The following is a 20,969-nucleotide window of genomic DNA, read 5'->3' as shown; positions in this document are numbered from 1 at the left end:
TGCCACCGCCTTCCCACCATCAAGATGACATGCCCATGAACAAGGTTCTGCGTCTTTCCGATCTGATCTCCGAAGGCAAATTGAAGGGCAAGCGCGTATTCATCCGCGCCGACCTGAACGTGCCGCAGGACGACAACGGCAACATCACCGAAGACACCCGCGTGCGCGCTTCCGTGCCGGCCATCAAGGCCGCGCTCGACGCCGGCGCGGCCGTCATGGTCACCTCACACCTGGGCCGCCCGACCGAAGGCGAGTTCAAGCCCGAAGACTCCCTCGCGCCGGTCGCGAAGCGCCTCGCAGAACTGCTTGGCCGCGACGTGCCACTGGTCGCCAACTGGGTGGAAAACGGCGTGAACGTCGAGCCTGGCAACGTGGTTCTGCTCGAAAACTGCCGCGTCAACAAGGGCGAGAAGAAGAACTCGGACGAGCTTTCGCAAAAGATGGCGAAGCTCTGCGATATCTACGTGAACGACGCGTTCGGCACGGCCCACCGCGCCGAAGCCACGACCTACGGCATCGCGAAGTACGCGCCTATCGCCTGCGCGGGTCCGCTGCTCGCAGCGGAACTCGACGCCCTCGGCAAGGCGCTCGGCGCGCCCAAGCGTCCGCTCGTCGCGATCGTGGCGGGCTCGAAGGTCTCGACCAAGCTCACCATCCTCAAGTCGCTGGCCGAGAAGGTCGATCAGCTGATCGTGGGCGGCGGCATCGCCAACACGTTCATGCTGGCGGCGGGCCTCAAGATCGGCAAGTCGCTTGCCGAAGCGGATCTCGTGGACGATGCGAAGGCGATCATCGAAGCGGCGCGCGCGCGCGGCGCCTCGGTGCCGATCCCGACCGACGTCGTGACCGCCAAGGAATTTTCGCCGACGGCCAAGGCCGAGACGAAGAACGTGGCTGACGTCGCCGACGACGACATGATCCTCGACATCGGCCCGGTCACCGCCAACGCGCTCGCCGCGCAGCTCGCGCAGGCCGGCACGATCGTGTGGAACGGCCCGGTCGGCGTGTTCGAGTTCGACCAGTTCGGCAACGGCACGAAGACGCTCGCGGACGCCATCGCCAACTCGGGCGCGTTCTCGATCGCAGGCGGCGGCGACACGCTCGCAGCCATCGCGAAGTACAACATCGCCGACAAGGTCAGCTATATCTCCACCGGCGGCGGCGCCTTCCTCGAGTTCCTCGAAGGCAAGAAGCTGCCGGCGGTGGAAGTGCTCGAAACGCGGGCGGCCGGCTAAGTGGCGCCGCGCGCCCCGGCCAGGAAGGCCACGAACCCACTTCCTCGTGCTGCCGCACAGAAGTCGCGCAGCGCAGCCGGGGCCGCAGCAAAACAGACGGGGCGCGCAGCGCCCCCTGCAGAGACAGACGAGGCGCGGGCGCACGCGACGCCCGCCGCCGCTGTCGCTGCTGAAACGGACCTTGCGGCGACGCAGTCGACTGCTGAATCGACAGCCGCACAGAATCCGGCAGGGCGCACAGCCACGCCCGAACCGAATACGACGACTACGCATGTAAAAAGCGCCGCGGCTCAAGTGAGCCCCGCGGCGCCCTCCAAGAAAGCGACGCCGGGTTCACCCGGTGCGCGTTCCGGCGCGTCCGCACCCGCGGCGCAGCCGGCCAGCACTTCTCGCAGCAACGGTTTTCCCAGCGATCCTATCCAGACGAGGAGACTCATGCATCGCGCCACCAAGATTGTCGCCACCATCGGTCCGGCTTCCAGCACGCCGGACATCCTGCTGAAAATGATCCGCGCGGGACTGGACGTGGTGCGCCTCAACTTCTCGCACGGCACCGCCGACGATCATCGTCAGCGTGCTGAAATGGTGCGGGACTGCGCCCGCCAGGCTGGCCGCGAAGTTGCGATCATGGCGGACCTGCAAGGCCCGAAGATTCGCGTCGGCAAATTCGAGAATGGCAAGACGGTGCTCGAGCCGGGCCACCCGTTCATCCTCGACGCCGAATGCGAGCTCGGCAATGACGAGCGCGTCGGTCTCGACTACAAGGACCTGCCGCGCGACCTGAAGCAGGGCGACGTGCTGCTGCTCAACGACGGCCTGCTCGTGCTCGACGTCACGCGCGTGATCGGCAGCGAGATCCACACGATCGTGCGTGTGGGCGGCGACCTGTCGAACAACAAGGGCATCAACCGCCAGGGCGGCGGCCTCACGGCGCCCGCGCTGACCGCGAAGGACATGGAAGACATCCGCACGGCCATGTCGCTCGGCGCGGACTTCGTCGCCGTGTCGTTCCCGAAGAACGCCACCGACATGGAAATGGCGCGTCAGCTCGCGAACATCGCGGGCGCGCCCTACGGCATCAAGCCGAAGATGATCGCGAAGATCGAGCGCGCCGAAGCGATTCCGGCGCTGCAGGAAATTCTCGATTCGTCGGACGGCATCATGGTTGCTCGCGGCGACCTGGCCGTGGAAGTCGGCAATGCCGCCGTGCCGGCGCTGCAAAAGCGCATGATCCGCATGGCGCGCGACTCGAACAAGCTCGTCATCACGGCCACGCAGATGATGGAGTCGATGATCCACGCGCCGGTGCCCACGCGCGCCGAAGTCTCGGACGTCGCCAACGCCGTGCTCGACGGCACGGACGCGGTGATGCTCTCGGCCGAATCGGCGGCGGGCAAGTACCCGGTGCAGACCATCGAGGCCATGGCCGCGATCTGTCTGGAAGCCGAGAAGTCGGAGCAGTCCGAGCTGGACAAGGACTTCCTCGACCGTACCTTCACGCGCATCGACCAGTCGATCGCCATGGGCGCGCTGTTCACGGCCTACCACCTGGGCGCGAAGGCGATCGTCGCGCTTACGGAATCGGGGTCGACCGCGCTGTGGATGTCGCGCCACTGGACCCATGTGCCGATCTTCGCGCTCACGCCGCGTGCGGGCAGCGAGCGCGCCATGTCGCTCTACCGCAATGTCACGCCGCTGCATCTGGACACCAGCAGCGACCGCGACACGGCGCTGCAGCAAGCCATCGAAGTGGTGGTGAGCAAGGGCTACGCCTCGCGCGGCGATATGGTCGTGCTGACGGTGGGCGAGCCGATGGGGCAGCCGGGCGGCACGAACACGCTCAAGATCGTGCGCGTCGGAGATGTGCTGTAACTGCGGAGCTGTAATCCTCTGGCGATTTTTTTCGCTTTATTTTCGAGATTCCCGAAAATAAATCCCGCTGGCGCCGACTGGTATCACATTGGTATCAGATCGGCGCCAGATCGGTGTCATTTAGACGTCTTTTCCCCGCAATTGCAGCCCGTACGCCGTAGAAAAGGCGCGCGGGCTGTCAACTCTTTTTGCACCTTCTCGCGGTTTTGACGCTCCGATACGCCATTTTCATGCCAGTTACGTGCCTGGCGCCGGGAACGCACCCGCTTCGCGATAAAATCAAGCCATCGAGCCCGCGGCAGGTCACGCGGGCGGCGGCCGCCAGGCCGCCCTCGACCGGCTGCAGAAGACAGCCGGCGGCAGAAGGATTCGTTTCAAATCAAAGGAGTAGCAACAATGCCTCTCGTATCAATGCGTCAACTGCTCGACCACGCGGCTGAACACGGTTATGGCCTGCCGGCGTTCAACGTGAACAACCTGGAACAGGTCCAGGCGATCATGGAAGCGGCGAACCAGGTTGGCTCGCCGGTGATCATGCAGGCATCGGCCGGCGCGCGTAAGTACGCGGGTGAGCCCTTCCTGCGCCACCTGATCGAAGCCGCAGTCGAGTCGTATCCGCATATTCCGGTCGTGATGCACCAGGACCACGGCCAGTCGCCGGCAGTTTGCATGGCCGCGATCCGTAGCGGTTTCACGAGCGTGATGATGGACGGTTCGCTAGAAGCCGACGGCAAGACGGTCGCATCGTACGAGTACAACGTCGATGTGTCGCGCAAGGTCGTCGAAATGGCGCACTCGATCGGCGTGACGGTCGAAGCCGAACTGGGCGTGCTCGGTTCGCTGGAAACGATGAAGGGCGACAAGGAAGACGGTCACGGCGCCGAAGGCACCATGACGCGCGAACAGCTCCTGACTGATCCGGAGCAGGCCGCCGACTTCGTGAAGCTCACCCAGTGCGACGCGCTGGCCATCGCGATTGGCACTTCGCACGGCGCGTACAAGTTCTCCAAGAAGCCCACGGGCGACATTCTGTCGATCCAGCGCATCAAGGAAATCCACGCGCGCATTCCGAACACGCACCTCGTGATGCACGGTTCGTCGTCGGTGCCGCAGGAACTGCTGGCCGAGATCCGCGAATTCGGCGGCGACATGAAGGAAACGTACGGCGTGCCGGTCGAGGAGATTCAGGAAGGCATCCGTCACGGCGTGCGCAAGATCAACATCGACACCGATCTGCGTCTCGCGATCACGGGCGCGATCCGTCGCTATATGTACCAGAACCCGTCGAAGTTCGACCCGCGCGACTACCTGAAGCCGGCTCGCGAAGCCGCGAAGAAGGTGTGCGTGGACCGCTTCCTCGCGTTCGGTTGCGAAGGCCAGGCTGGCAAGATCAAGCCGGTCTCGCTCGACAAGATCGCCGAAAAGTACAAGTCGGGCGAACTCGCGCAGATCGTTCGCTAAGCGAGCCTCTGTGACAGGCGCGCCGTTTCGGTCGCGCCTGAAGTCGTAAAATACATCGCCGTTTCCGCCTGTTTCGGGGGAACGGCGTTGAGCTTTTCTGGGTTTTTTGGTTTACCCTCGCAGTACCTTCAGGATTCCGGTTCTCCGCCGCAGGTTTGCACCGCGTTTTTAGGCGGAACCGCCCGTTTTCGATTGTCCTTTTAGCGAATCACGACGATGTCTACCCTCTACGAATCCACGCTCCGCTCGCTGCCGCTTCTCGGCCGCGGCAAGGTCCGCGACAACTATGCCGTGGGCAACGACAAGCTGCTGATCGTCACCACCGACCGTCTGTCGGCGTTCGACGTCATCATGGGCGAGCCGATTCCGCGCAAGGGCGAGGTGCTCAACCAGATGGCCGACTTCTGGTTCGAAAAGCTCAAGCACGTCGTGCCGAATCACCTTACCGGCGTCGCGCCCGAGACCGTGGTGGCCGCCGACGAAGTCGAGCAGGTCAGGGGCCGCGCCGTCGTAGTGAAGCGCCTCGAACCGATCCTCGTCGAAGCCGTGGTGCGCGGTTATCTGGCTGGCAGCGGCTGGAAGGACTATCAGGCAACGGGCGCCGTGTGCGGCGTGGAACTGCCGCCGGGCCTGCAGAACGCGCAGAAGCTGCCCGAACCGATCTTCACGCCGGCAGCGAAGGCCGAAATGGGCCACCACGACGAGAACATCACGTACGAAGAGATGGAGCGCCGCATCGGCACCGAACTGTCGCGCACCATCAAGGAAATCTCGATCAAGCTGTACAAGGAAGCCGCCGACTACGCGGCCACGCGCGGCATCATCATCGCCGACACGAAGTTCGAATTCGGTCTCGACAACCACGGCCAGCTGTATCTGATGGACGAGGCGCTCACCGCCGACTCGTCGCGCTTCTGGCCGGCCGACCAGTACCAGGTGGGCTCGAACCCGCCGTCGTTCGACAAGCAGTTCGTGCGCGACTGGCTCGAAACCCAGGACTGGAAGAAGGAGCCGCCGGCGCCGAAGCTGCCCGACGAAGTGATTGAAAAAACGTCGGCGAAGTATCAGGAGGCGCTCGAGCGTCTCACGGGTCAAAAGCTCGCCTAAGCGAGTGCGCGGAAAGTCAATAGAGGGAAGAAGGAAGCACAATGAGCGAAGTTCAGACGGCTCACCAGCATGCGGCGCCGCTCGTCGGCGTGTTGATGGGCTCCAGCTCCGACTGGGACACGATGAAGCACGCGGTCGCGATCCTGCAGGAGTTCGGCGTCGCGTACGAGGCCAAGGTGGTCTCGGCGCACCGCATGCCCGACGAGATGTTCGAGTACGCGGAAAAAGCGCGCGAGCGCGGCCTGCGCGCGATTATCGCGGGCGCAGGCGGCGCGGCGCACCTGCCGGGCATGCTGGCGGCCAAGACCACGGTGCCCGTGCTCGGCGTGCCGGCGGTCAGCAAGTATCTGAAGGGCGTGGACTCGCTCCATTCGATCGTGCAGATGCCCAAGGGCGTGCCGGTCGCGACCTTCGCCATCGGCGAGGCGGGCGCGGCCAATGCGGCGCTGTTCGCCGTCTCGATTCTGAGCGTCACGAATACCGAATACGCGAACAAGCTCGCGGCGTTCCGCGTGCGCCAGAACGAAGCGGCGCACGCCATGTTGCTGCCCCCGCTTTGATCGTTCCGCTTTGATCGTCCCCACGCGCCGCGGCCACCCCGCGGCCGACCACGAAGATGACTTCTGACAACTCTCCGGTTTCACCGATCCTGCCCGGCGCCTGGCTGGGCATGGTGGGTGGCGGCCAGCTCGGCCGCATGTTCTGCTTTGCCGCGCAGGCGATGGGCTACCGCGTCGCCGTGCTCGATCCCGACGCGACGAGCCCTGCGGGCACCGTGGCCGACCGCCACATCTGCGCCGCCTACGACGACGAAGCGGCGCTCACCGAACTCGCGCGCCTGTGCGCGGCCATCTCGACCGAGTTCGAGAACGTGCCCGCGGCCAGCCTCGACACGCTCGCGAAGTCGACCTTCGTGAGCCCGGCCGGGCGCTGCGTGGCGGTGGCGCAGGACCGCATCGCCGAGAAGCGCTTTATCGCGGCGGCCGGCGTGCCGGTCGCGCCGCACGTGGTGATCGAGTCGTCGCAGGCGCTTGCCGGCATCGACAACGAGGCGCTTGCCGCCGTGCTGCCGGGCATTCTCAAGACCGCGCGCATGGGCTACGACGGCAAAGGCCAGATTCGCGTGGGCAACGCCGAGGAAGTGCGCGAGGCGCATGCGTCGCTCGGCGGCGTGCCGTGCGTGCTGGAAAAGCGTCTGCCGCTGAAGTTCGAGGTGAGCGCGCTGATCGCACGCGGCACGAACGGCGCGGCCGTGGTGTATCCGCTCGCGCAGAACACGCACCGCAACGGCGTGCTGTCGCACACGATCGTCCCGGCACCGGATGCAAGCCCGGCGCTCGTGCAACAGGCCCAGCAGGCCGCGATCCAGATCGCGGCGAAGCTCGGCTACGTGGGCGTGCTGTGCGTGGAGTTCTTCATCCTCGAAGACGGCTCGCTCGTCGCCAACGAAATGGCGCCGCGCCCGCACAACTCCGGCCACTACACGACCGATGCGTGCGCCACGAGCCAGTTCGAGCAGCAGGTGCGCGCCATGACGGCGATGCCGCTCGGCGACACGCGTCAGCACTCGCCGGCCGTGATGCTCAACATTCTCGGCGACGTGTGGTTCCCCTGCGCCGTGGGCGAGGCGAGGCCGCAGAAGGGCGCCGCGCCCGTCACGCCGCCGTGGGATCAGGTGGCCGCGATGCCGGCTGCGCGCCTGCATCTGTACGGCAAGGAAGAAGCGCGTGCGGGCCGCAAGATGGGCCACGTGAACTTCACGGCGCCAACGCTCGACGAAGCGCGTGCGGCCGCACGCGACTGCGCGCGCCTGCTGCACATCGTTACGAGCTGAGGTTGGATCGCATCATGTCTGACCAGCAGAACGCGCCGCATTTGACCGACGCCGATATCGAAGCTGCCGCCGCGCTGCTCGATGCTGGCGAACTGGTCGCGTTCCCGACCGAGACCGTCTACGGTCTGGGCGGTGATGCTTCGAACCCCGAAGCCGTCGCGCGTATCTACGCGGCCAAGGGCCGGCCGGCAAACCACCCGGTTATCGTGCATCTGCCGCCCGGCGGCGATCCGACGTACTGGGTGGCCGAGTGGCCCGAGGCGGCGCAAAAGCTCGTCGACGCGTTCTGGCCCGGCCCGCTCACGCTGATCGTCAAACGCCACGAGCGCATTCCCGACGCCGTGAGCGGTGGCCAGGATTCGGTGGGGTTGCGTTGCCCGTCGCATCCGGTTGCGCAGCAACTGCTGGCGGCGTTTTCTGCGCGCCGCGGGGGCCATGGCGGCGTGGCGGCGCCTTCGGCGAACCGCTTCGGCCACGTGAGTCCGACCACGGCGCAGCATGTGCGCGACGAATTTGGCGCGGCGGTGCACGTGCTCGATGGCGGCGCGAGCGACGTGGGGATCGAATCGACGATTCTCGATCTCTCGCGCGGCTTTCCCGCCTTGCTGCGGCCCGGCCACGTGACGCCGCACGATATCGCCCGCGTGCTGGGCGAGGCGCCGCGCTTGCCCGACGGCTCGGACGCCACGGCGCCGCGCGCATCGGGCACGCTTAAGGCGCATTACGCGCCGCGCACGCCGCTCGCGCTGCTGCCGTTCGAGGCGCTGGCGCCGCTGCTCGCGGCGGCGCGCGACGCGGGCGAAACGGTGGCGCTGGTGGCGCGCGCCTCGCGCGCGGGCGTTTGGGCGCAGGCTCAGGGCGTGCATTTCGTTGCCGCGCCGGAAGAGCCGCAGGACTATGCGCGCGAGCTGTATGGCTTGCTGCGCGCGCTCGATCGCGCGAATGTCTCGCGCATTCTGATCGAGAAGCTGCCCGAGACGATCGAGTGGATCGCGGTCAATGACCGCTTGGGGCGGGCAGCGGCGGCGTTCGAGGCGCAACAGTAGAGGCTTCGCGCGACGACCGCTACGTTTGCCGACACAAAAAACCCGGCTCGCGAGCCGGGTTTTTGCGCCTTAAAAAGCTCCGAAGTGCGCTTACTTGCCCACGCCCGACTTCGCGACCAGCCCTTCGACGTACTGCGCGAACAGCGCGTGCGTATGCGTGGTCGGGTGGACCGAGTCGGCGAAGATGTAGGTCTGATCGGCGTTCGCAACTGTGTAGGACTGCGGCGAGCAGAACAGCGACGAGGCGAACTGCGCACCGTATTGTGCAGCGGTCATGCCGCCTGCGAGCACCGACGGGTTCTGCTGCGCGTAGGCCGTGGCCGACGCCTGCATCTGCGTGAGGTTGCAGGCGGTGCCCGTGTTCGAGACGGTGAAGCCATTCGCCTGATAGGCAGGCAGCAGCTGGTCGAACCACGCGAACGCATCGGCGACGATCACGTCGTTCGCAATGCCCGCTTGTGTAAGTGCCCCCGAGACGATGGCGTTGTAGGCGGCGCTGATGCCGGTCAGGAGCGCAGCGGCGCCTGGTGTGCCGGCGTTGGCCTCGACTCCGAGGGGCGTCTGGCCAATATCCGGCACGGTCATCAGCACTACATGCTTGCCACCCGCGGCGAGGATGGTCCCGACCTGCGTCGCGAGCGCGGTAGCGGACGCCGCGATCTGGGCGCCGCTGCTGTTGGTCAGCAGGTAGTTGGCGATGAACTCGACCTGTTGTACCTGCGTCAGCGGGGTACCCGCTTGTGCCGCCGCTGTCGCCGCCGCGGTCAGCTGCGCGCCGAGCGCCGTCAGATTTGCAGTAGTCGCGAACGCGAAGATGTCGTTTGCGCCGCCATCGATCAGCACGAGCTGATTCGCGTTGAAGCTCTTGTTGGCGCTCAGGTATTGGCTCACCTGGGTTGCGACCGGCACCGTGGTCGCGGCCGCGTTGCCGGGCGCCCAGCCTTCGCCTTCCGGATAGGAGGCGCTCACGTTCGCGCCGCCCTGCGCGTAGCCCATGCCGCCCGTGGCGGTGAGCGCAGCGCCGAAGCCTCCTTGATAGGCCGGCGTGAGCGTGCCACCGTAGTATTCGGCGATTTTTTGCGTCCAGATTTCGCCCGGATTCGTGGTGAAGCGGCCGCCGCCGAACTCCGGCAGGATGTTTTTCGCGTACGTGCCGACATCCGAAAGGCTGTCGCCAAACGACACGACTTGCAGATTCACGCCGCCGGGCGGCGTGCTTGCATTGTTGCTGCCCCCCCCGCTGCTGCCACCGCAGGCGGCGAGCAGCGCAAAGGCGGCGCTCGCGACAGCGATCTGGGTGGCGCGCAACAGCGTACGGTGTCTCGGTCCTTGATGCTTCATATTCACTTCATCTCCTCTGTGTGTGGCCTTTGATGCCATGCCTGCCTACTCATGCAACGGGTGCTCGTGGCACGAACATCCGTTGTCGATGTTGTTTTCGATCGCCGGCCTTGCATGCCACCCCCTGCGTGCTGCTATCAGGTCAGGGCCAAGGCCGACAGACTACGCAATCTCTTAGCGACTGCGCGACCCGAACTCACCCTCGGTGTTGTTTTCCGGCACGCCGCTGCGTGTTCCCGCCGTTGCCGATGCAAGGCCCAGCGCGTCGTGGCGCTCGCACCAATCCGGCGGCGCGAACAGCGCGGCTGCGCGCGAACGCCAGTCGGGCATGCGCGCGAAGTCCCGCGCCATCGCGAGCCATTCGTGAAACGTCGCCTTGAGCGGATTGCATGACGCGAGCGGCTTGACGATGCCGTAATCAGGCGCGTCGTGGGCGTCTTCCTCGACATAACTGCCGAACATGCGGTCCCAGATCGCAAGCACGCCGGCGTAGTTGCGATCGATATAGCGTGCGTTGCGCGCGTGGTGAACACGATGCATCGACGGCGTGTTGAACACGCATTCGAGCCAGCCGAGCTTGCCGATCACCTGGGTGTGCACAAAGAACTGGAACGCGAGATTGACGAGCACGATCGCGACGATCTGCTCCGGCGTGAAGCCGAGCATGGCGAGCGGAATCCAGAACACCCACATGCCCGCCACGGGATACATGAGGCTTTGGCGAAACGCCGTCGAAAGATTCAGGCGCTCCGACGAATGGTGAACGACGTGCGCCGCCCAGAGCCAGCGCACGCGATGGCTCGCGCGGTGAAAGACGTAGTAGAGCAGGTCCTGCGCGATAAAGAGCGCGAACCACGCGACGAGGCCCGGCTGCCACGAAACGAGCCGGAAGTGCCGGTAGACATAGGCATAGACGGGGATCGCGACGAGCCACGCCAGTTTGTCGGCGCCCTGGTGCATGAGCGCGAGCGCGGCGTTGCACAGCGTATCGGGCCAGGTGTAGCGGGCGCTGTCGGGAGCGTCGTTCGATGCAGCGCGCGGCCGCGTGCGGGAGAGATACCACGCTTCCCAACCGATGCAGGCGAGAAACACGGGAGCGAGGGCGAGCAGCAGCCATTGCGCGTCGAACTGCACGAACGTCGTCCTCCTTGTCCCGTGAGCGGCGCTGGCGGGCAGCGCGGCGGTTGTAGTCTCGTGTCTTATCGGCCGCGTTGGTGCGCGTTCTTAGGGGCGCGCGGCTCGATTGCCGTACGCGTTTGACAGATTATTGTGACGCGCCTTCGGCCTTTGCCCGTCAGGGTACACGCCTCACGCCCAGGACGGGCGGCGCTTTGCTAGAGGAAAACTTCGAGCCCGGCACTCTGCGCCGGGCTCGGTCGATGCGCTCGGGGACAGGTCCGCGGCGCTCGCCCAGCATGCAACACGGGTGTGGACGTCGCGCGCTCTGCGGCTCGTCAATGCGCGCCACGCCGCTTGGCCGGGGCCTTGTGCGTAGCCTTCGCGACCTTCGATTCCTTCGTCGCACGCTTGGGATGCGGCTCGACGTACACGGGCTTCTCTTCGGGCATGCCCTTGTAGACCCACTCGAGCAGCGCGTCGTGCGCGGCGCGTGCGGCCTCGGCGCGCGGATCGTTGATGAGACTCACCACGATCCAGCTCTCGCCGTTTTCGGCTGCCACGTAACCGGCAATGGCGCGCACGTCGCGCAGGGTGCCCGTTTTGATATGCGCATTGCCTTCCACGCCCGCGTTGGTGAGACGGTTGCGCATCGTGCCGTCCACGCCGACGATCGGCAGCGAGTCGATGAACACCTGCGCGACCGGGCTCGCGTTCGCGTTCTGCAGCAGATTCGCAAGCGAGAGCGCGCTGATGTGCTCTTCGCGCGAGAGGCCGCAGCCGTTGTCGAGCACGAGTTCGGGCATGTTCAGGCCGCTGCGCCGCAAGAACGCATTGACAGCCGTGGCGGCCTTGGCCGTGGTCGAAGGCGGTTTGCCCGCGACGGCGCCGAGCGTGAGGAACAGATTGCGCGCCATCACGTTGTTGCTGAACTTGTTGATGTCGTGCACGACGTCCGCGAGCGGCGGGCTCTGGTGCACGGCGAGCAGGCGCGCGCGCGGCGGCACGACGCCTTCGCGCACCGCGCCGGCGGGCGTGGCGAACAGGCTGCCCGCTTGCTGTCCGGGTTGTTGTCCCGCTTGTTGCGCTGCTTGCTGCCCGGTTTGTTGCCAAAGCGCGAGGAAGCCGTCCGCGAAGAACGTGCTGTGATCCACGGGCGCGGCCATGTTGAGCGTGCGCTCGCCGCAGCGCATGGCGTAGCTGCCCGCGAAGCTCGCGGTGACGACGCCGTTGCCGCCGGGCGAAACCTGCGGGCTCGGCAGCATGCCGCCGCACGCGCCGGCGCGCTCGCGGATCTGGTTGTCGATCTGCCACTGCGCGACGGGCGGCACCACGTCGATCGATACGCCTTCGCGCGAGGGCGAAAACGTGAACGAGACTGCCTTGAATGCGTACATCAGCGGATCGGGGCCGACGTTGTAGGGCGCGCTGTCGTCGCCGTCGAACGAGGGCAGGTCGCGCGTGGACGGATCGAACTCGCTCTTGTCGAGCACGAGCGCGCCGTCGATGCGCGCGACGCCTGCCGAGCGAATCTTCTGCACGAGGTCGATCAGTTCTTCGGGCACGAGCTTCGGGTCGCCGGTGCCCTTGATATAGAGATTGCCGTGCAGCGTGCCGCTGGCATCGATTTCGCCGTCGGTGTAGGCGCTCGTTTTCCAGCGATAGTCGGGACCGAGCATCGCGAGGCCGCTCCACGTCGTGACGAGCTTCATCGTCGAGGCGGGCATCATCGGCTGGCCGGCGTTCACGGCGACGCTGGGCTGGCGGTCGCCGACCTTTTCGATCACCACGCTCACGGACGAGAGCGGCACGTGTGCGCGCTCGAGGCCCGCCATCACGGTGGGCGGCAGCACGGTCGTCACGTTGACCGTGGGCACGCGCGCGCCTTCGGGCTGCGCGTACGCGGCGGGCGCGGCTGCGAAACTGGCGGCGAGCGTGGCGCAGGCCAGTGCGAGGGCGAGCGGTTTGGGCAGGCGCGGTGTGGCGGCGAAATGCGTGCGGTCGGTACGCGAGGCAGGCAGTCTGAACAGGGAGCGTAGGCGGGACAGCGAAGCGGGCAGCATGAAAAGCGTTCGGGCGAGTGCGGGGGCAGTGCAAGGGCCGGGCGCGGCGCACGGAAAGCGGGGACTCTCCGGTGCTGCGCGCGGGCGCGAAAATTAGGGCGGCGTGTGATTCGTGGCGCACACGCGATGCGCTCGCGTAAGCGTTATACAAAGCCCGCTCGCGCGCATCGCGGCCGGATCACGAGTGAAGCGCCGCAAAAGCGCACATTGTAAAGACCTCGCGCCGCGCGCGCGCATTGCAGGCGAGAAAACGTTGCACATTGCGTGGCGTGGTTCAAACACCGCCCACGCCGCGCGCCAAGGCATCGCGACCGGCTACGCGCCGCGCCGCCGCCGCGCCCATGTTCAGGCGCTAGAATGCACGCATCTGTCATCCACTCACGCCAGGCGGCGCAGCGTCGCCGCCTGGCCAACATTACGATGCGCATACTGCTAGTCGAAGATGACCGCATGATCGCCGAAGGCGTGCGCAAGGCGCTGCGCGGCGAAGGCTTTGCGGTCGACTGGGTCGAAGACGGCGACGCCGCCCTCTCGGCCGCGAGCGCGGATTCCTACGATCTCATGCTGCTCGATCTCGGTCTGCCTCGCCGTGACGGCCTCGACGTGCTGCGCACATTGCGCGCGCGCGGCGCGGCGCTGCCCGTGCTGATCCTCACCGCGCGCGACGCCGTGGCCGATCGCGTCAAGGGCCTCGACGCCGGAGCGGACGATTACCTCATCAAGCCCTTCGATCTCGACGAGCTGGGCGCACGCATGCGCGCGCTGATCCGCCGCCAGTCGGGCCGCAGCGATTCGACCATCCGCCACGGCTCGATCACGCTCGATCCGGCCTCGCACCAGGTCACGCAGGACGGCACGCCCGTTGCGCTCTCGGCGCGCGAATTCGCGCTGCTCGAAGCGCTGCTCGCGCGCCCGGGCGCGGTGCTCTCGAAAACCCAGCTCGAAGAGAAAATGTACGGCTGGGGCGAGGAGATCGGCAGCAATACCGTCGAGGTCTACATTCACGCGCTGCGCAAGAAGCTCGGGGCCGATCTGATCCGCAATGTGCGCGGCCTCGGCTACATGATCGCCAAAGACGCATGACGTGCGCAGGAGACCCACTTAGCCGATGAGTTCCATCCGACGACAACTGCTGTTCTGGCTGCTCGCGATCGTCGTCGCGGGCGTCGGGCTCGCGGGCTGGCTGATCTATCGCCAGGCGCTCGCCGAGGCCAACGAGCTGTTCGACTACCAGCTGCAGGAAATCGCCGAGGCGCTGCCCTCCGAGCCGTTCAACGAGATCCTCAGTTCGCGCGATACCGGCGACGAAGGCATCGTGCTGCAGATCTGGAATCGCAACGGCGTGCTCATGTACTACTCGCATCCGCGCGCGCCGCTCGCGCCGCGCGCGGAGCTCGGCTTTTCGACGGAGCGAACCGATCGCGGCGACTGGCGCGTGTACGGCGCCATCGTCGGCGACAATGTCGTGCAGCTCGCGCAGCCGGTTTCCGTGCGCAACCGGCTCGCCGCGAACGTCGCCTTGCGCACGCTCTGGCCGCTGATCGTGGTGCTGCCGTTTCTCGGCGCCGCCGTGTGGATCGTGGTGGGGCGCGGGCTCAGGCCGCTCTCGCGTGTGGCGCTCGCGCTCGACACGCGTCATCCCGAAGCGCTCGACCCGCTGCCCGAACAGCGTCTGCCGCGCGAAGTCACGCCGCTCGTGCATGCGCTGAACGCGTTGCTCGAACGCCTCGCGCAGGCCATCGACACGCAAAAGGCCTTCGTTGCCGATGCCGCGCACGAGTTGCGCACGCCGCTGGCGGCCGTGCAGATCCAGGCGCAACTCGTTGCGCGCGCAAAGGACGATGAAACGCGCCGCGAAGCGCTCATCGATCTGCAGGCGGGCGTGACGCGCGCCACGCGTCTTGCCGAGCAACTGCTCGCACTCGCGCGTTCCGAGCCCGATGGCCATGCGCGCGCACAGAACGTCGATCTGCATGCCCTGCTCGATGATTGCGTGCTCAACTATGCGCCGCTTGCGCAACAGCGCGGCGTCGATCTGGGTATCGAGGAAAGCGCGGCGGCGAGCGTGCATGGCGACGCCGATGCGCTGCGCGTGATGCTCAACAACCTGCTCGACAACGCGACCAAATACACGCCCGCAGGCGGCCGGGTGGACGTGAGCCTCGCTGTGGTGGACGGGCATCCGCGCGTGCGCATCGCGGACAGCGGACCGGGCATCCCGGAGGACGAACGCGCGCGCGTGTTCGATCGCTTTTATCGCGTGGGCGCGGGCGTGAACCGCGCGCGCACCGATATCGCCGGCACGGGCCTCGGCCTTGCTATCGTGCGGCGCATCGCGGATCAGCACGACGCGGCCATCACGCTCGGCGATTCACCCGCCGGCGGCCTGCTCGTGGACGTGCGCTTCTGACCTTTCATCGCCCGCAAATGCCCGCCACGCGGGCGTTTGCGCGATTATTGCGATTTCTGTGTACTTAAGACTCCTTTAAGCGACACGGCTTACTCTTCGTACGTCGTGATGAGTACCCCGCGCAAGGAGTCCGCAATGAATACAAAAGTTCTTTCCCGCAGTGCCGTGGCAGCCGCCGTGGTCGTCGCATTGTCGGCGGGCTACGTAGCAGGGCATCGTGATCTGCCTGCCCCGCAGGTCATTTCGCAGGCACAGGCCGCGGCGTTGATGCCCGCCGAAGCCGCCGCCAAGACCGGCGTTCCCGACTTCTCGGGTCTCGTGGAAACCTACGGGCCCGCAGTGGTCAACATCAGCGCGAAGCACGTCGTGAAGCAAACGGCGCTGCGCGGCGGCGGCAGCGGCCCGCAGCAACTGCCGATCGATCCGAGCGATCCGTTCTACCAGTTCTTCAAGCACTTCTACGGCGGTGCGCCCGGCATGGGCGGCGGCGATAACGGCCCGCAGGCGGACCAGCCTAGCGCGAGCCTCGGTTCGGGCTTCATCGTCAGCTCCGACGGCTACATCCTCACGAACGCGCACGTCGTGGACGGCGCGAACGTCGTGACGGTGAAGCTCACCGACAAGCGCGAATACAAGGCGAAGGTCGTGGGCGCGGACAAGCAGTCGGACGTCGCCGTGCTCAAGATCGACGCCAAGGATCTGCCGACCGTGAAGATCGGTGACCCGCGCCAGAGCAAGGTCGGCCAGTGGGTGGTGGCGATCGGCTCGCCGTACGGCTTCGACAACACCGTGACCTCGGGCATCATCAGCGCGAAGTCGCGCTCGCTGCCCGACGAGAACTACACGCCGTTTATCCAGACCGACGTGCCGGTCAACCCCGGCAATTCGGGCGGCCCGCTGTTTAATCTGCAGGGCGAAGTAATCGGCATCAACTCGATGATCTACTCGCAGACGGGCGGCTTCCAGGGCCTTTCGTTCGCAATCCCGATCAATGAGGCGATCAAGGTCAAGGACGAACTCGTCAAGACCGGCCATGTGAGCCGCGGGCGCCTCGGCGTCGCGGTGCAGTCGATGAACCAGACGCTCGCCAACTCGTTCGGCATGGACAAGCCGCACGGCGCGCTGGTGAGTTCGGTCGACGCGAGCGGCCCGGCCGCGAAGGCGGGCCTGAAGCCCGGCGACGTGATCCTCTCTGTGAACGGCCAGGCGGTGGACGATTCGTCGGATCTGCCTTCGCTCATCGCGGGCATGAAGCCGGGCACGAAGGCCGATGTCCAGGTGTGGCGCGACAAGAGCACGAAGGACCTCACGGCGACCATCGGCGCGCTGGGCGACGCGAAGGTGGCGTCGAACGACGCCCCGCAAGCGCAGTTGCAGGGACGTCTGGGCGTCGCGGTGCGCCAGCTTACGCCGGAAGAGAAGAGCAACGGCTCGCTCGATCACGGCCTGCTCGTCGAACAGGCGGGCGGCGCGGCCGAAAATGCGGGCGTGCAGCCCGGCGACGTGATTCTCGCCGTGAATGGCCGCCCGGTGACGAGCGCCGATCAACTCAAGCAAATGGTTTCGAAGGCTGGCAACAGCATTGCGCTCCTGATCCAGCGAGACGACGCACAGATTTTCGTGCCCGTCGATCTCGGCTGATCCCTGCTGCCGCGAATCCGGCTCCGTGCGCCGGATTCGCGGCGAGAGCAGGTTTCATACGTTGTTCCCGCGCTGCCGCCGTTGGCCCCTGGCCTCGGCGGCAGTGGCGTTTTTGGGCGCCAGAACGCCTCTGCACGCCCCTTGGGCATGCGCCTTGCGCAAACCCTACATCGGACAACCTGAAAGGAGCGATCGATGAAGAGTTTGCGCAACTCGCGCCCCGTCCATAACACCGCTTACGCGACGATCCTCGCGGCCACCCTGGCGTTTGGCTACGCGGGCGGCGCGGCGGCGCAGCAAGCCGATGCGTCGGGCACGGTCGGCGGCACGACCACCGACAACACCAGCGCCGGCAACACCAACGGCGGCGGCATGCCGCAAGTCCAGCAACAGGGCGACGTCTCGTACGTCTCCGGCGGCGTGGGTCTCGACGAATCGAAGGCGCTGCTCGGCGCCGAACGCCAGTGGCCGCTTGCGTTGCGCTTCACCCAGCGCAGCGGCGAGTACGTCGCGGACGTGCGCGTGCAGATCACCGACTCGCATGGCGCGAGCGTGCTGGATACGACTTCCCGCGGGCCTTACATGCTCGTCAGGGTGCGTCCGGGCCGCTACAACGTGCATGTGAGCCATGCGGGCGTCGACAAGACGAGCGCCGTGACGGTGGGCTCGAACGGCAGCGCGCGGGCGGCTTTCATCTGGTAAGCCGCACGATGGGACAGGCGCGTGTTGGGGCGCTGCCGCACGCGCGCCGCGTATAAGATTCACGCAGCCTTGCCGACTTTGGCCGATAATGAAGCGCAGGCAGGGTGCCAGACAGGCGCCGCCTACCAACAGGGGAGCCGAACATGGCGGTCGAACCGGATGCGGCCCATCGCATCGACCTCGTCGCGAACCGTCACCGCGTGCGCGTGATTCACGGCGGCATCACCATTGCCGACACGCTGCACGCCATCACCCTTTGCGAAACCGGCTACCCCGACGTCTACTACTTTCCGCGCGCCGACGTAAACATGGCGCGACTCGAACGCTCCGGACACACCTCGCATTGCCCATTCAAGGGCGAGGCGACGTATTTCCATTTGCGTACCGAAGACGGGCGCGTCGAAGAGGCGGCCTGGAGCTACGAAGCGCCGCTCGACGGTGCAAGCGGCATCAAGGGCTATCTGGCGTTCTACGCGACCCGCGTGGACCGGATCGACCAGACCTCTTGAACTGGCCCGGTAGCGTGCAAAGGGGGAGCCGCCATGGAACTGAAAGATGCGCTGAGAATTCCGCTCGAACCCGCCGCCGTCTGGGCGGCGCTGCAGGACGTGGCGCTCGTGCGCGCGAGCATGGAGCACTGCGAGTCGTTCAGGCGGCTCGGCCCCGGCGAATACGCGATCACGCTCACGGTGCCGCTCGGGCCACTGCGCGCACGTTACGAAGTGCGCGCCCACATTGCCAATGACACGGCGCAAGTGCCGCTCACGCCACGGCGCGTGCTGAGCTTTCGGGCTCGCGCGGACGGCATCGGCTCGCTGCGCGGACAGATCGACGTCGCACTGCGCCCGGAAGAGCGCGCCACGGCGAAGGAGCCGGGTACGGGCAAGGAGATGATGAGCACGCGTATCGACTACTCGGTGTGGGCCACGCTCACGGGGCCGCTTTCCGAGTTGCCGCCGCGCCAGATCGAGAATGCCCTGCACGAACTCGCCGACGACTTCTTCACGGAGTTCTGCGCCGTGGTCGCGGCCAAGCACGGCCAGGCGCCCAATCGCGTGGCGGGCGAGCCGCCGCGCCGGCAACACGTGTTCCTGCGGCCGATCAACCTCGCCGGTTTCGCCCGGCGCGCGCATATCCTGCCGCAGCACCATGCGGGCGGCACGCTTTCGGGCCGCGCGGCGAGCACGCTGCATCATGAGCCGCCGCCGCACGCCATGCCGTACTGGGCGTGGGCTGCGATGATCTTCTTCGTCGCGTTGCTGCTGTATGTGGCGCGCTGGTTTACCGGGACCTGAATCCTGGCGGCGGGCGGCGCGCGCAAGTTGCGCCGCCCGGCGACTGACTCAATCCCCCCGAAACTCCCGCCGCCACGCCGACGGTGAAATCCTGAACGCCTCCACGAAATGCTGACGCAGCGACGCGGCCGAGCCGAAGCCCGCGCGCTGGGCGATCGCGTCGATCGGATGATCGGTGCTTTCGAGCAGTTGCTGCGCGCGTGAGAGGCGCTCGCCGAGCAGCCAGGCGCTCACTGTCGACCCTGTCGTCAAACGGAACTGGCGCGTGAACGTGCGCCGGCTCATGAGCGCACGCTGCGCGAGCGAGTCGAGCGTGTGGGGCGCGTCGAGGTGGGCCCGAATCCAGTCGAGCAGGCCCGGCAGACGGTCGCCGCGCCCGGCCGCCGCAAGCGGCTGCTGCACGTACTGCGCCTGATTGCCCTGTCGATGCGGTGGCACGACGAGCCGGCGGGCCACATAGTTCGCGGCGTTCGAGCCGCACAGGCGCCGCATGAGATGCAGGCAGCAGTCGAGTCCCGCAGCCGTCCCCGCCGAGGTGAGCAGGTCGCCATCGTCGATATACAGCACGCCGGGATCGAAGCGCACGGCCGGAAAGCGCTGCGCGAAATCGTCGGCGGCGGCCCAGTGCGTGGTGCCCGGGCGGCCGTCCAGCAGGCCCGCATGCGCGAGCACATAAGCGCCGAGGCACAGCCCGACGAGGATCGCGCCGCTCGCGTGCGCTTCGCGCAGGGCCTCGCAAAGCGCGGCGCTGGGCGCCTCGTGGGTGTCGCGCCAGCTCGGCACGACGATCACGTCCGCGCCGCGCAGTCCATCGAGCCCTTGCGTCGCACCGATCGTGAAGCCTGCCGTGGTCGTGAGCGTGCCGGGCTCCGCCGCGCAGACGGCGAGTTCGAACGGCGGCACGCCGCCTTCGCTGCGGTCCTCGCCGAATACGACGCAAGGCACGGAAAGATGGAACGGACTGATGCGGTCGAAGGCGATCACGGCGACGCGCAGCGGGGCGGGCGAGGGAGTCTGACGAGTAGCAGCGGCCATGGTGAGCCTCGAAGGTGAATGGCCCGATTCTAGCGAAAGTTGTCATTCGGGCCACTGTCGCGTGAGCAGGTGCAGCGCCACAATCCCGCCATCGACTTCGGGTCTTCAAACCGGTCGGTCCCATTCAACCCCAGGAGGCATGGCCATGTCCGCGAATCCGCGCCGGGCGCTCGTCGTCATCGACGTGCAGAACGAATATGTCAGCGGCGATCTGCCGATCGAATTTCCCCCCATCGAGATGTCGCTCGCCAACATCGGCCGCGCGATGGACGCCGCGCGCGCGGCAGGCGTGCCGGTCGTGGTGGTGCAGAACTTCGCCCCCGCGGACTCGCCGCTCTTCGCGCGCGGCAGCGTGGGCGCCGAGCTGCATCCGGTCGTGGCCGCGCGCGAGCGCGATCACTACGTCGAAAAAGCGCTGCCGAGCGCCTTTGCGGGCACCGATTTGAAAGCCTGGCTCGCTGAACGCGACATCGACACGCTTACAGTGGCCGGCTACATGACGCACAACTGCGACGCCTCGACGGTGTTCGAGGCGACCCACGCGGGTCTCGCCGTGGAGTTTCTCGCCGATGCGACGGGTGCGGTGCCGTATGCGAACGAGGCGGGAACGGTTAGCGCCGAGGACATCCACCGCGCGTTCAGCGTGGTGATGCATACGCGCTTCGCGTCGGTCGTGACCACGGATGCCTGGCTCGCCGCCGTCAAGGCAGGCGTGCCGCTCGCGCGCGACAACATCTACGCGTCGAATCAGCGGGCCCGCGCGAACCGCGTGCCGGCCTGAGCGGGCAAGAAAAAGGCGGCCTCGTCAGCG

At 66.7% G+C, this 20,969-nt stretch carries 18 protein-coding genes; 14 read left to right on the top strand and 4 right to left on the bottom strand.

Going from position 1 to position 20,969, the window contains the following annotated elements; translation table 11 throughout:
• The first annotated feature begins 35 nt into the window (after positions 1–35).
• The 7 genes from FAZ97_RS11600 to FAZ97_RS11570 all read left to right on the top strand — a co-directional run bounded on the left by FAZ97_RS11600 (position 36) and on the right by FAZ97_RS11570 (position 8,555).
• Positions 36–1,235: a phosphoglycerate kinase gene (locus FAZ97_RS11600; RefSeq protein WP_158758559.1), complete on the top strand. Its 1,200-nt coding sequence runs from the start codon at positions 36–38 to the stop codon at positions 1,233–1,235.
• 435 nt (positions 1,236–1,670) lie between these two features.
• Positions 1,671–3,107, top strand: coding sequence for a pyruvate kinase (gene pyk / locus FAZ97_RS11595; RefSeq protein ID WP_158758558.1), 1,437 nt, complete (start codon positions 1,671–1,673; stop codon positions 3,105–3,107).
• Between the two features lie 396 nt (positions 3,108–3,503).
• Positions 3,504–4,568 carry a class II fructose-bisphosphate aldolase gene (gene fba, locus FAZ97_RS11590; protein ID WP_028211757.1) on the top strand — a complete coding sequence of 355 codons (1,065 nt, stop codon included), beginning with the start codon at positions 3,504–3,506 and terminating at the stop codon, positions 4,566–4,568.
• A 216-nt stretch (positions 4,569–4,784) separates the two neighbouring features.
• On the top strand, positions 4,785–5,675 hold the full coding sequence (locus FAZ97_RS11585; protein ID WP_158758557.1) for a phosphoribosylaminoimidazolesuccinocarboxamide synthase: 891 nt from the start codon (positions 4,785–4,787) through the stop codon (positions 5,673–5,675).
• Positions 5,676–5,716: 41 nt separating this feature from the next.
• Entirely contained in the window at positions 5,717–6,235 is a 519-nt protein-coding gene (purE, locus tag FAZ97_RS11580) for a 5-(carboxyamino)imidazole ribonucleotide mutase (protein WP_158758556.1), read from the top strand.
• Between the two features lie 56 nt (positions 6,236–6,291).
• Positions 6,292–7,509, top strand: coding sequence for a 5-(carboxyamino)imidazole ribonucleotide synthase (locus tag FAZ97_RS11575; RefSeq protein ID WP_158758555.1), 1,218 nt, complete (start codon positions 6,292–6,294; stop codon positions 7,507–7,509).
• Positions 7,510–7,523: 14 nt separating this feature from the next.
• Complete coding sequence (locus FAZ97_RS11570; RefSeq protein WP_158758554.1) at positions 7,524–8,555, top strand: L-threonylcarbamoyladenylate synthase; 1,032 nt, start codon at positions 7,524–7,526, stop codon at positions 8,553–8,555.
• A 90-nt stretch (positions 8,556–8,645) separates the two neighbouring features.
• Here the strand turns inward: FAZ97_RS11570 and FAZ97_RS11565 are convergent, their stop codons facing one another.
• From FAZ97_RS11565 to dacB, 3 genes are all read right to left on the bottom strand, one after another.
• Entirely contained in the window at positions 8,646–9,896 is a 1,251-nt protein-coding gene (locus FAZ97_RS11565; protein WP_158758553.1) for an SGNH/GDSL hydrolase family protein, read from the bottom strand.
• Positions 9,897–10,070: 174 nt separating this feature from the next.
• Positions 10,071–11,030 carry a sterol desaturase family protein gene (locus FAZ97_RS11560; RefSeq protein WP_158758552.1) on the bottom strand — a complete coding sequence of 320 codons (960 nt, stop codon included), beginning with the start codon at positions 11,028–11,030 and terminating at the stop codon, positions 10,071–10,073.
• A 320-nt stretch (positions 11,031–11,350) separates the two neighbouring features.
• On the bottom strand, positions 11,351–13,075 hold the full coding sequence (dacB, locus tag FAZ97_RS11555) for a D-alanyl-D-alanine carboxypeptidase/D-alanyl-D-alanine endopeptidase (RefSeq protein WP_158758551.1): 1,725 nt from the start codon (positions 13,073–13,075) through the stop codon (positions 11,351–11,353).
• Between the two features lie 420 nt (positions 13,076–13,495).
• Between dacB and FAZ97_RS11550 the strand changes: the two genes are divergently transcribed.
• From FAZ97_RS11550 to FAZ97_RS11525, 6 genes are all read left to right on the top strand, one after another.
• Positions 13,496–14,158, top strand: coding sequence for a response regulator (locus FAZ97_RS11550; protein ID WP_158759146.1), 663 nt, complete (start codon positions 13,496–13,498; stop codon positions 14,156–14,158).
• A gap of 25 nt (positions 14,159–14,183) precedes the next feature.
• Positions 14,184–15,485 carry an ATP-binding protein gene (locus FAZ97_RS11545; protein ID WP_158758550.1) on the top strand — a complete coding sequence of 434 codons (1,302 nt, stop codon included), beginning with the start codon at positions 14,184–14,186 and terminating at the stop codon, positions 15,483–15,485.
• A gap of 135 nt (positions 15,486–15,620) precedes the next feature.
• On the top strand, positions 15,621–17,126 hold the full coding sequence (locus FAZ97_RS11540) for a DegQ family serine endoprotease (RefSeq protein ID WP_158758549.1): 1,506 nt from the start codon (positions 15,621–15,623) through the stop codon (positions 17,124–17,126).
• Positions 17,127–17,321: 195 nt separating this feature from the next.
• Positions 17,322–17,828: a carboxypeptidase regulatory-like domain-containing protein gene (locus tag FAZ97_RS11535; RefSeq protein ID WP_158758548.1), complete on the top strand. Its 507-nt coding sequence runs from the start codon at positions 17,322–17,324 to the stop codon at positions 17,826–17,828.
• 143 nt (positions 17,829–17,971) lie between these two features.
• Positions 17,972–18,337 (top strand): DUF427 domain-containing protein, encoded by a 366-nt coding sequence (locus FAZ97_RS11530; RefSeq protein ID WP_158758547.1) that lies wholly within the window; start codon positions 17,972–17,974, stop codon positions 18,335–18,337.
• A 33-nt stretch (positions 18,338–18,370) separates the two neighbouring features.
• Positions 18,371–19,123: a CoxG family protein gene (locus FAZ97_RS11525; protein ID WP_158758546.1), complete on the top strand. Its 753-nt coding sequence runs from the start codon at positions 18,371–18,373 to the stop codon at positions 19,121–19,123.
• A 48-nt stretch (positions 19,124–19,171) separates the two neighbouring features.
• On the opposite strand, the gene FAZ97_RS11520 is transcribed toward FAZ97_RS11525, so the two are convergent.
• Positions 19,172–20,158, bottom strand: coding sequence for a helix-turn-helix domain-containing protein (locus tag FAZ97_RS11520; protein WP_158758545.1), 987 nt, complete (start codon positions 20,156–20,158; stop codon positions 19,172–19,174).
• Positions 20,159–20,303: 145 nt separating this feature from the next.
• Between FAZ97_RS11520 and FAZ97_RS11515 the strand changes: the two genes are divergently transcribed.
• Positions 20,304–20,939, top strand: a complete 636-nt coding sequence (locus FAZ97_RS11515) for a cysteine hydrolase family protein (protein ID WP_407671772.1) — start codon at positions 20,304–20,306, stop codon at positions 20,937–20,939.
• The last annotated feature ends 30 nt before the right edge of the window (positions 20,940–20,969 follow it).

Source organism: Paraburkholderia acidiphila (assembly GCF_009789655.1).
In the GTDB taxonomy this organism is placed as follows: Bacteria; Pseudomonadota; Gammaproteobacteria; order Burkholderiales; family Burkholderiaceae; genus Paraburkholderia; species Paraburkholderia acidiphila.
This window is presented reverse-complemented; position numbering and strand designations above follow the sequence as displayed.

Coding starts and splice junctions, on each gene's coding strand:
- FAZ97_RS11600 (WP_158758559.1), top strand. CDS start 36: ATGAACAAGGTTCTGCGTCTTTCCGATCTGATCTCCGAAGGCAAATTG.
- pyk (WP_158758558.1), top strand. CDS start 1,671: ATGCATCGCGCCACCAAGATTGTCGCCACCATCGGTCCGGCTTCCAGC.
- fba (WP_028211757.1), top strand. CDS start 3,504: ATGCCTCTCGTATCAATGCGTCAACTGCTCGACCACGCGGCTGAACAC.
- FAZ97_RS11585 (WP_158758557.1), top strand. CDS start 4,785: ATGTCTACCCTCTACGAATCCACGCTCCGCTCGCTGCCGCTTCTCGGC.
- purE (WP_158758556.1), top strand. CDS start 5,717: ATGAGCGAAGTTCAGACGGCTCACCAGCATGCGGCGCCGCTCGTCGGC.
- FAZ97_RS11575 (WP_158758555.1), top strand. CDS start 6,292: ATGACTTCTGACAACTCTCCGGTTTCACCGATCCTGCCCGGCGCCTGG.
- FAZ97_RS11570 (WP_158758554.1), top strand. CDS start 7,524: ATGTCTGACCAGCAGAACGCGCCGCATTTGACCGACGCCGATATCGAA.
- FAZ97_RS11565 (WP_158758553.1), bottom strand. CDS start 9,896: ATGAAGCATCAAGGACCGAGACACCGTACGCTGTTGCGCGCCACCCAG.
- dacB (WP_158758551.1), bottom strand. CDS start 13,075: ATGCTGCCCGCTTCGCTGTCCCGCCTACGCTCCCTGTTCAGACTGCCT.
- FAZ97_RS11550 (WP_158759146.1), top strand. CDS start 13,496: ATGCGCATACTGCTAGTCGAAGATGACCGCATGATCGCCGAAGGCGTG.
- FAZ97_RS11545 (WP_158758550.1), top strand. CDS start 14,184: ATGAGTTCCATCCGACGACAACTGCTGTTCTGGCTGCTCGCGATCGTC.
- FAZ97_RS11540 (WP_158758549.1), top strand. CDS start 15,621: ATGAATACAAAAGTTCTTTCCCGCAGTGCCGTGGCAGCCGCCGTGGTC.
- FAZ97_RS11535 (WP_158758548.1), top strand. CDS start 17,322: ATGAAGAGTTTGCGCAACTCGCGCCCCGTCCATAACACCGCTTACGCG.
- FAZ97_RS11530 (WP_158758547.1), top strand. CDS start 17,972: ATGGCGGTCGAACCGGATGCGGCCCATCGCATCGACCTCGTCGCGAAC.
- FAZ97_RS11525 (WP_158758546.1), top strand. CDS start 18,371: ATGGAACTGAAAGATGCGCTGAGAATTCCGCTCGAACCCGCCGCCGTC.
- FAZ97_RS11520 (WP_158758545.1), bottom strand. CDS start 20,158: ATGGCCGCTGCTACTCGTCAGACTCCCTCGCCCGCCCCGCTGCGCGTC.
- FAZ97_RS11515 (WP_407671772.1), top strand. CDS start 20,304: ATGTCCGCGAATCCGCGCCGGGCGCTCGTCGTCATCGACGTGCAGAAC.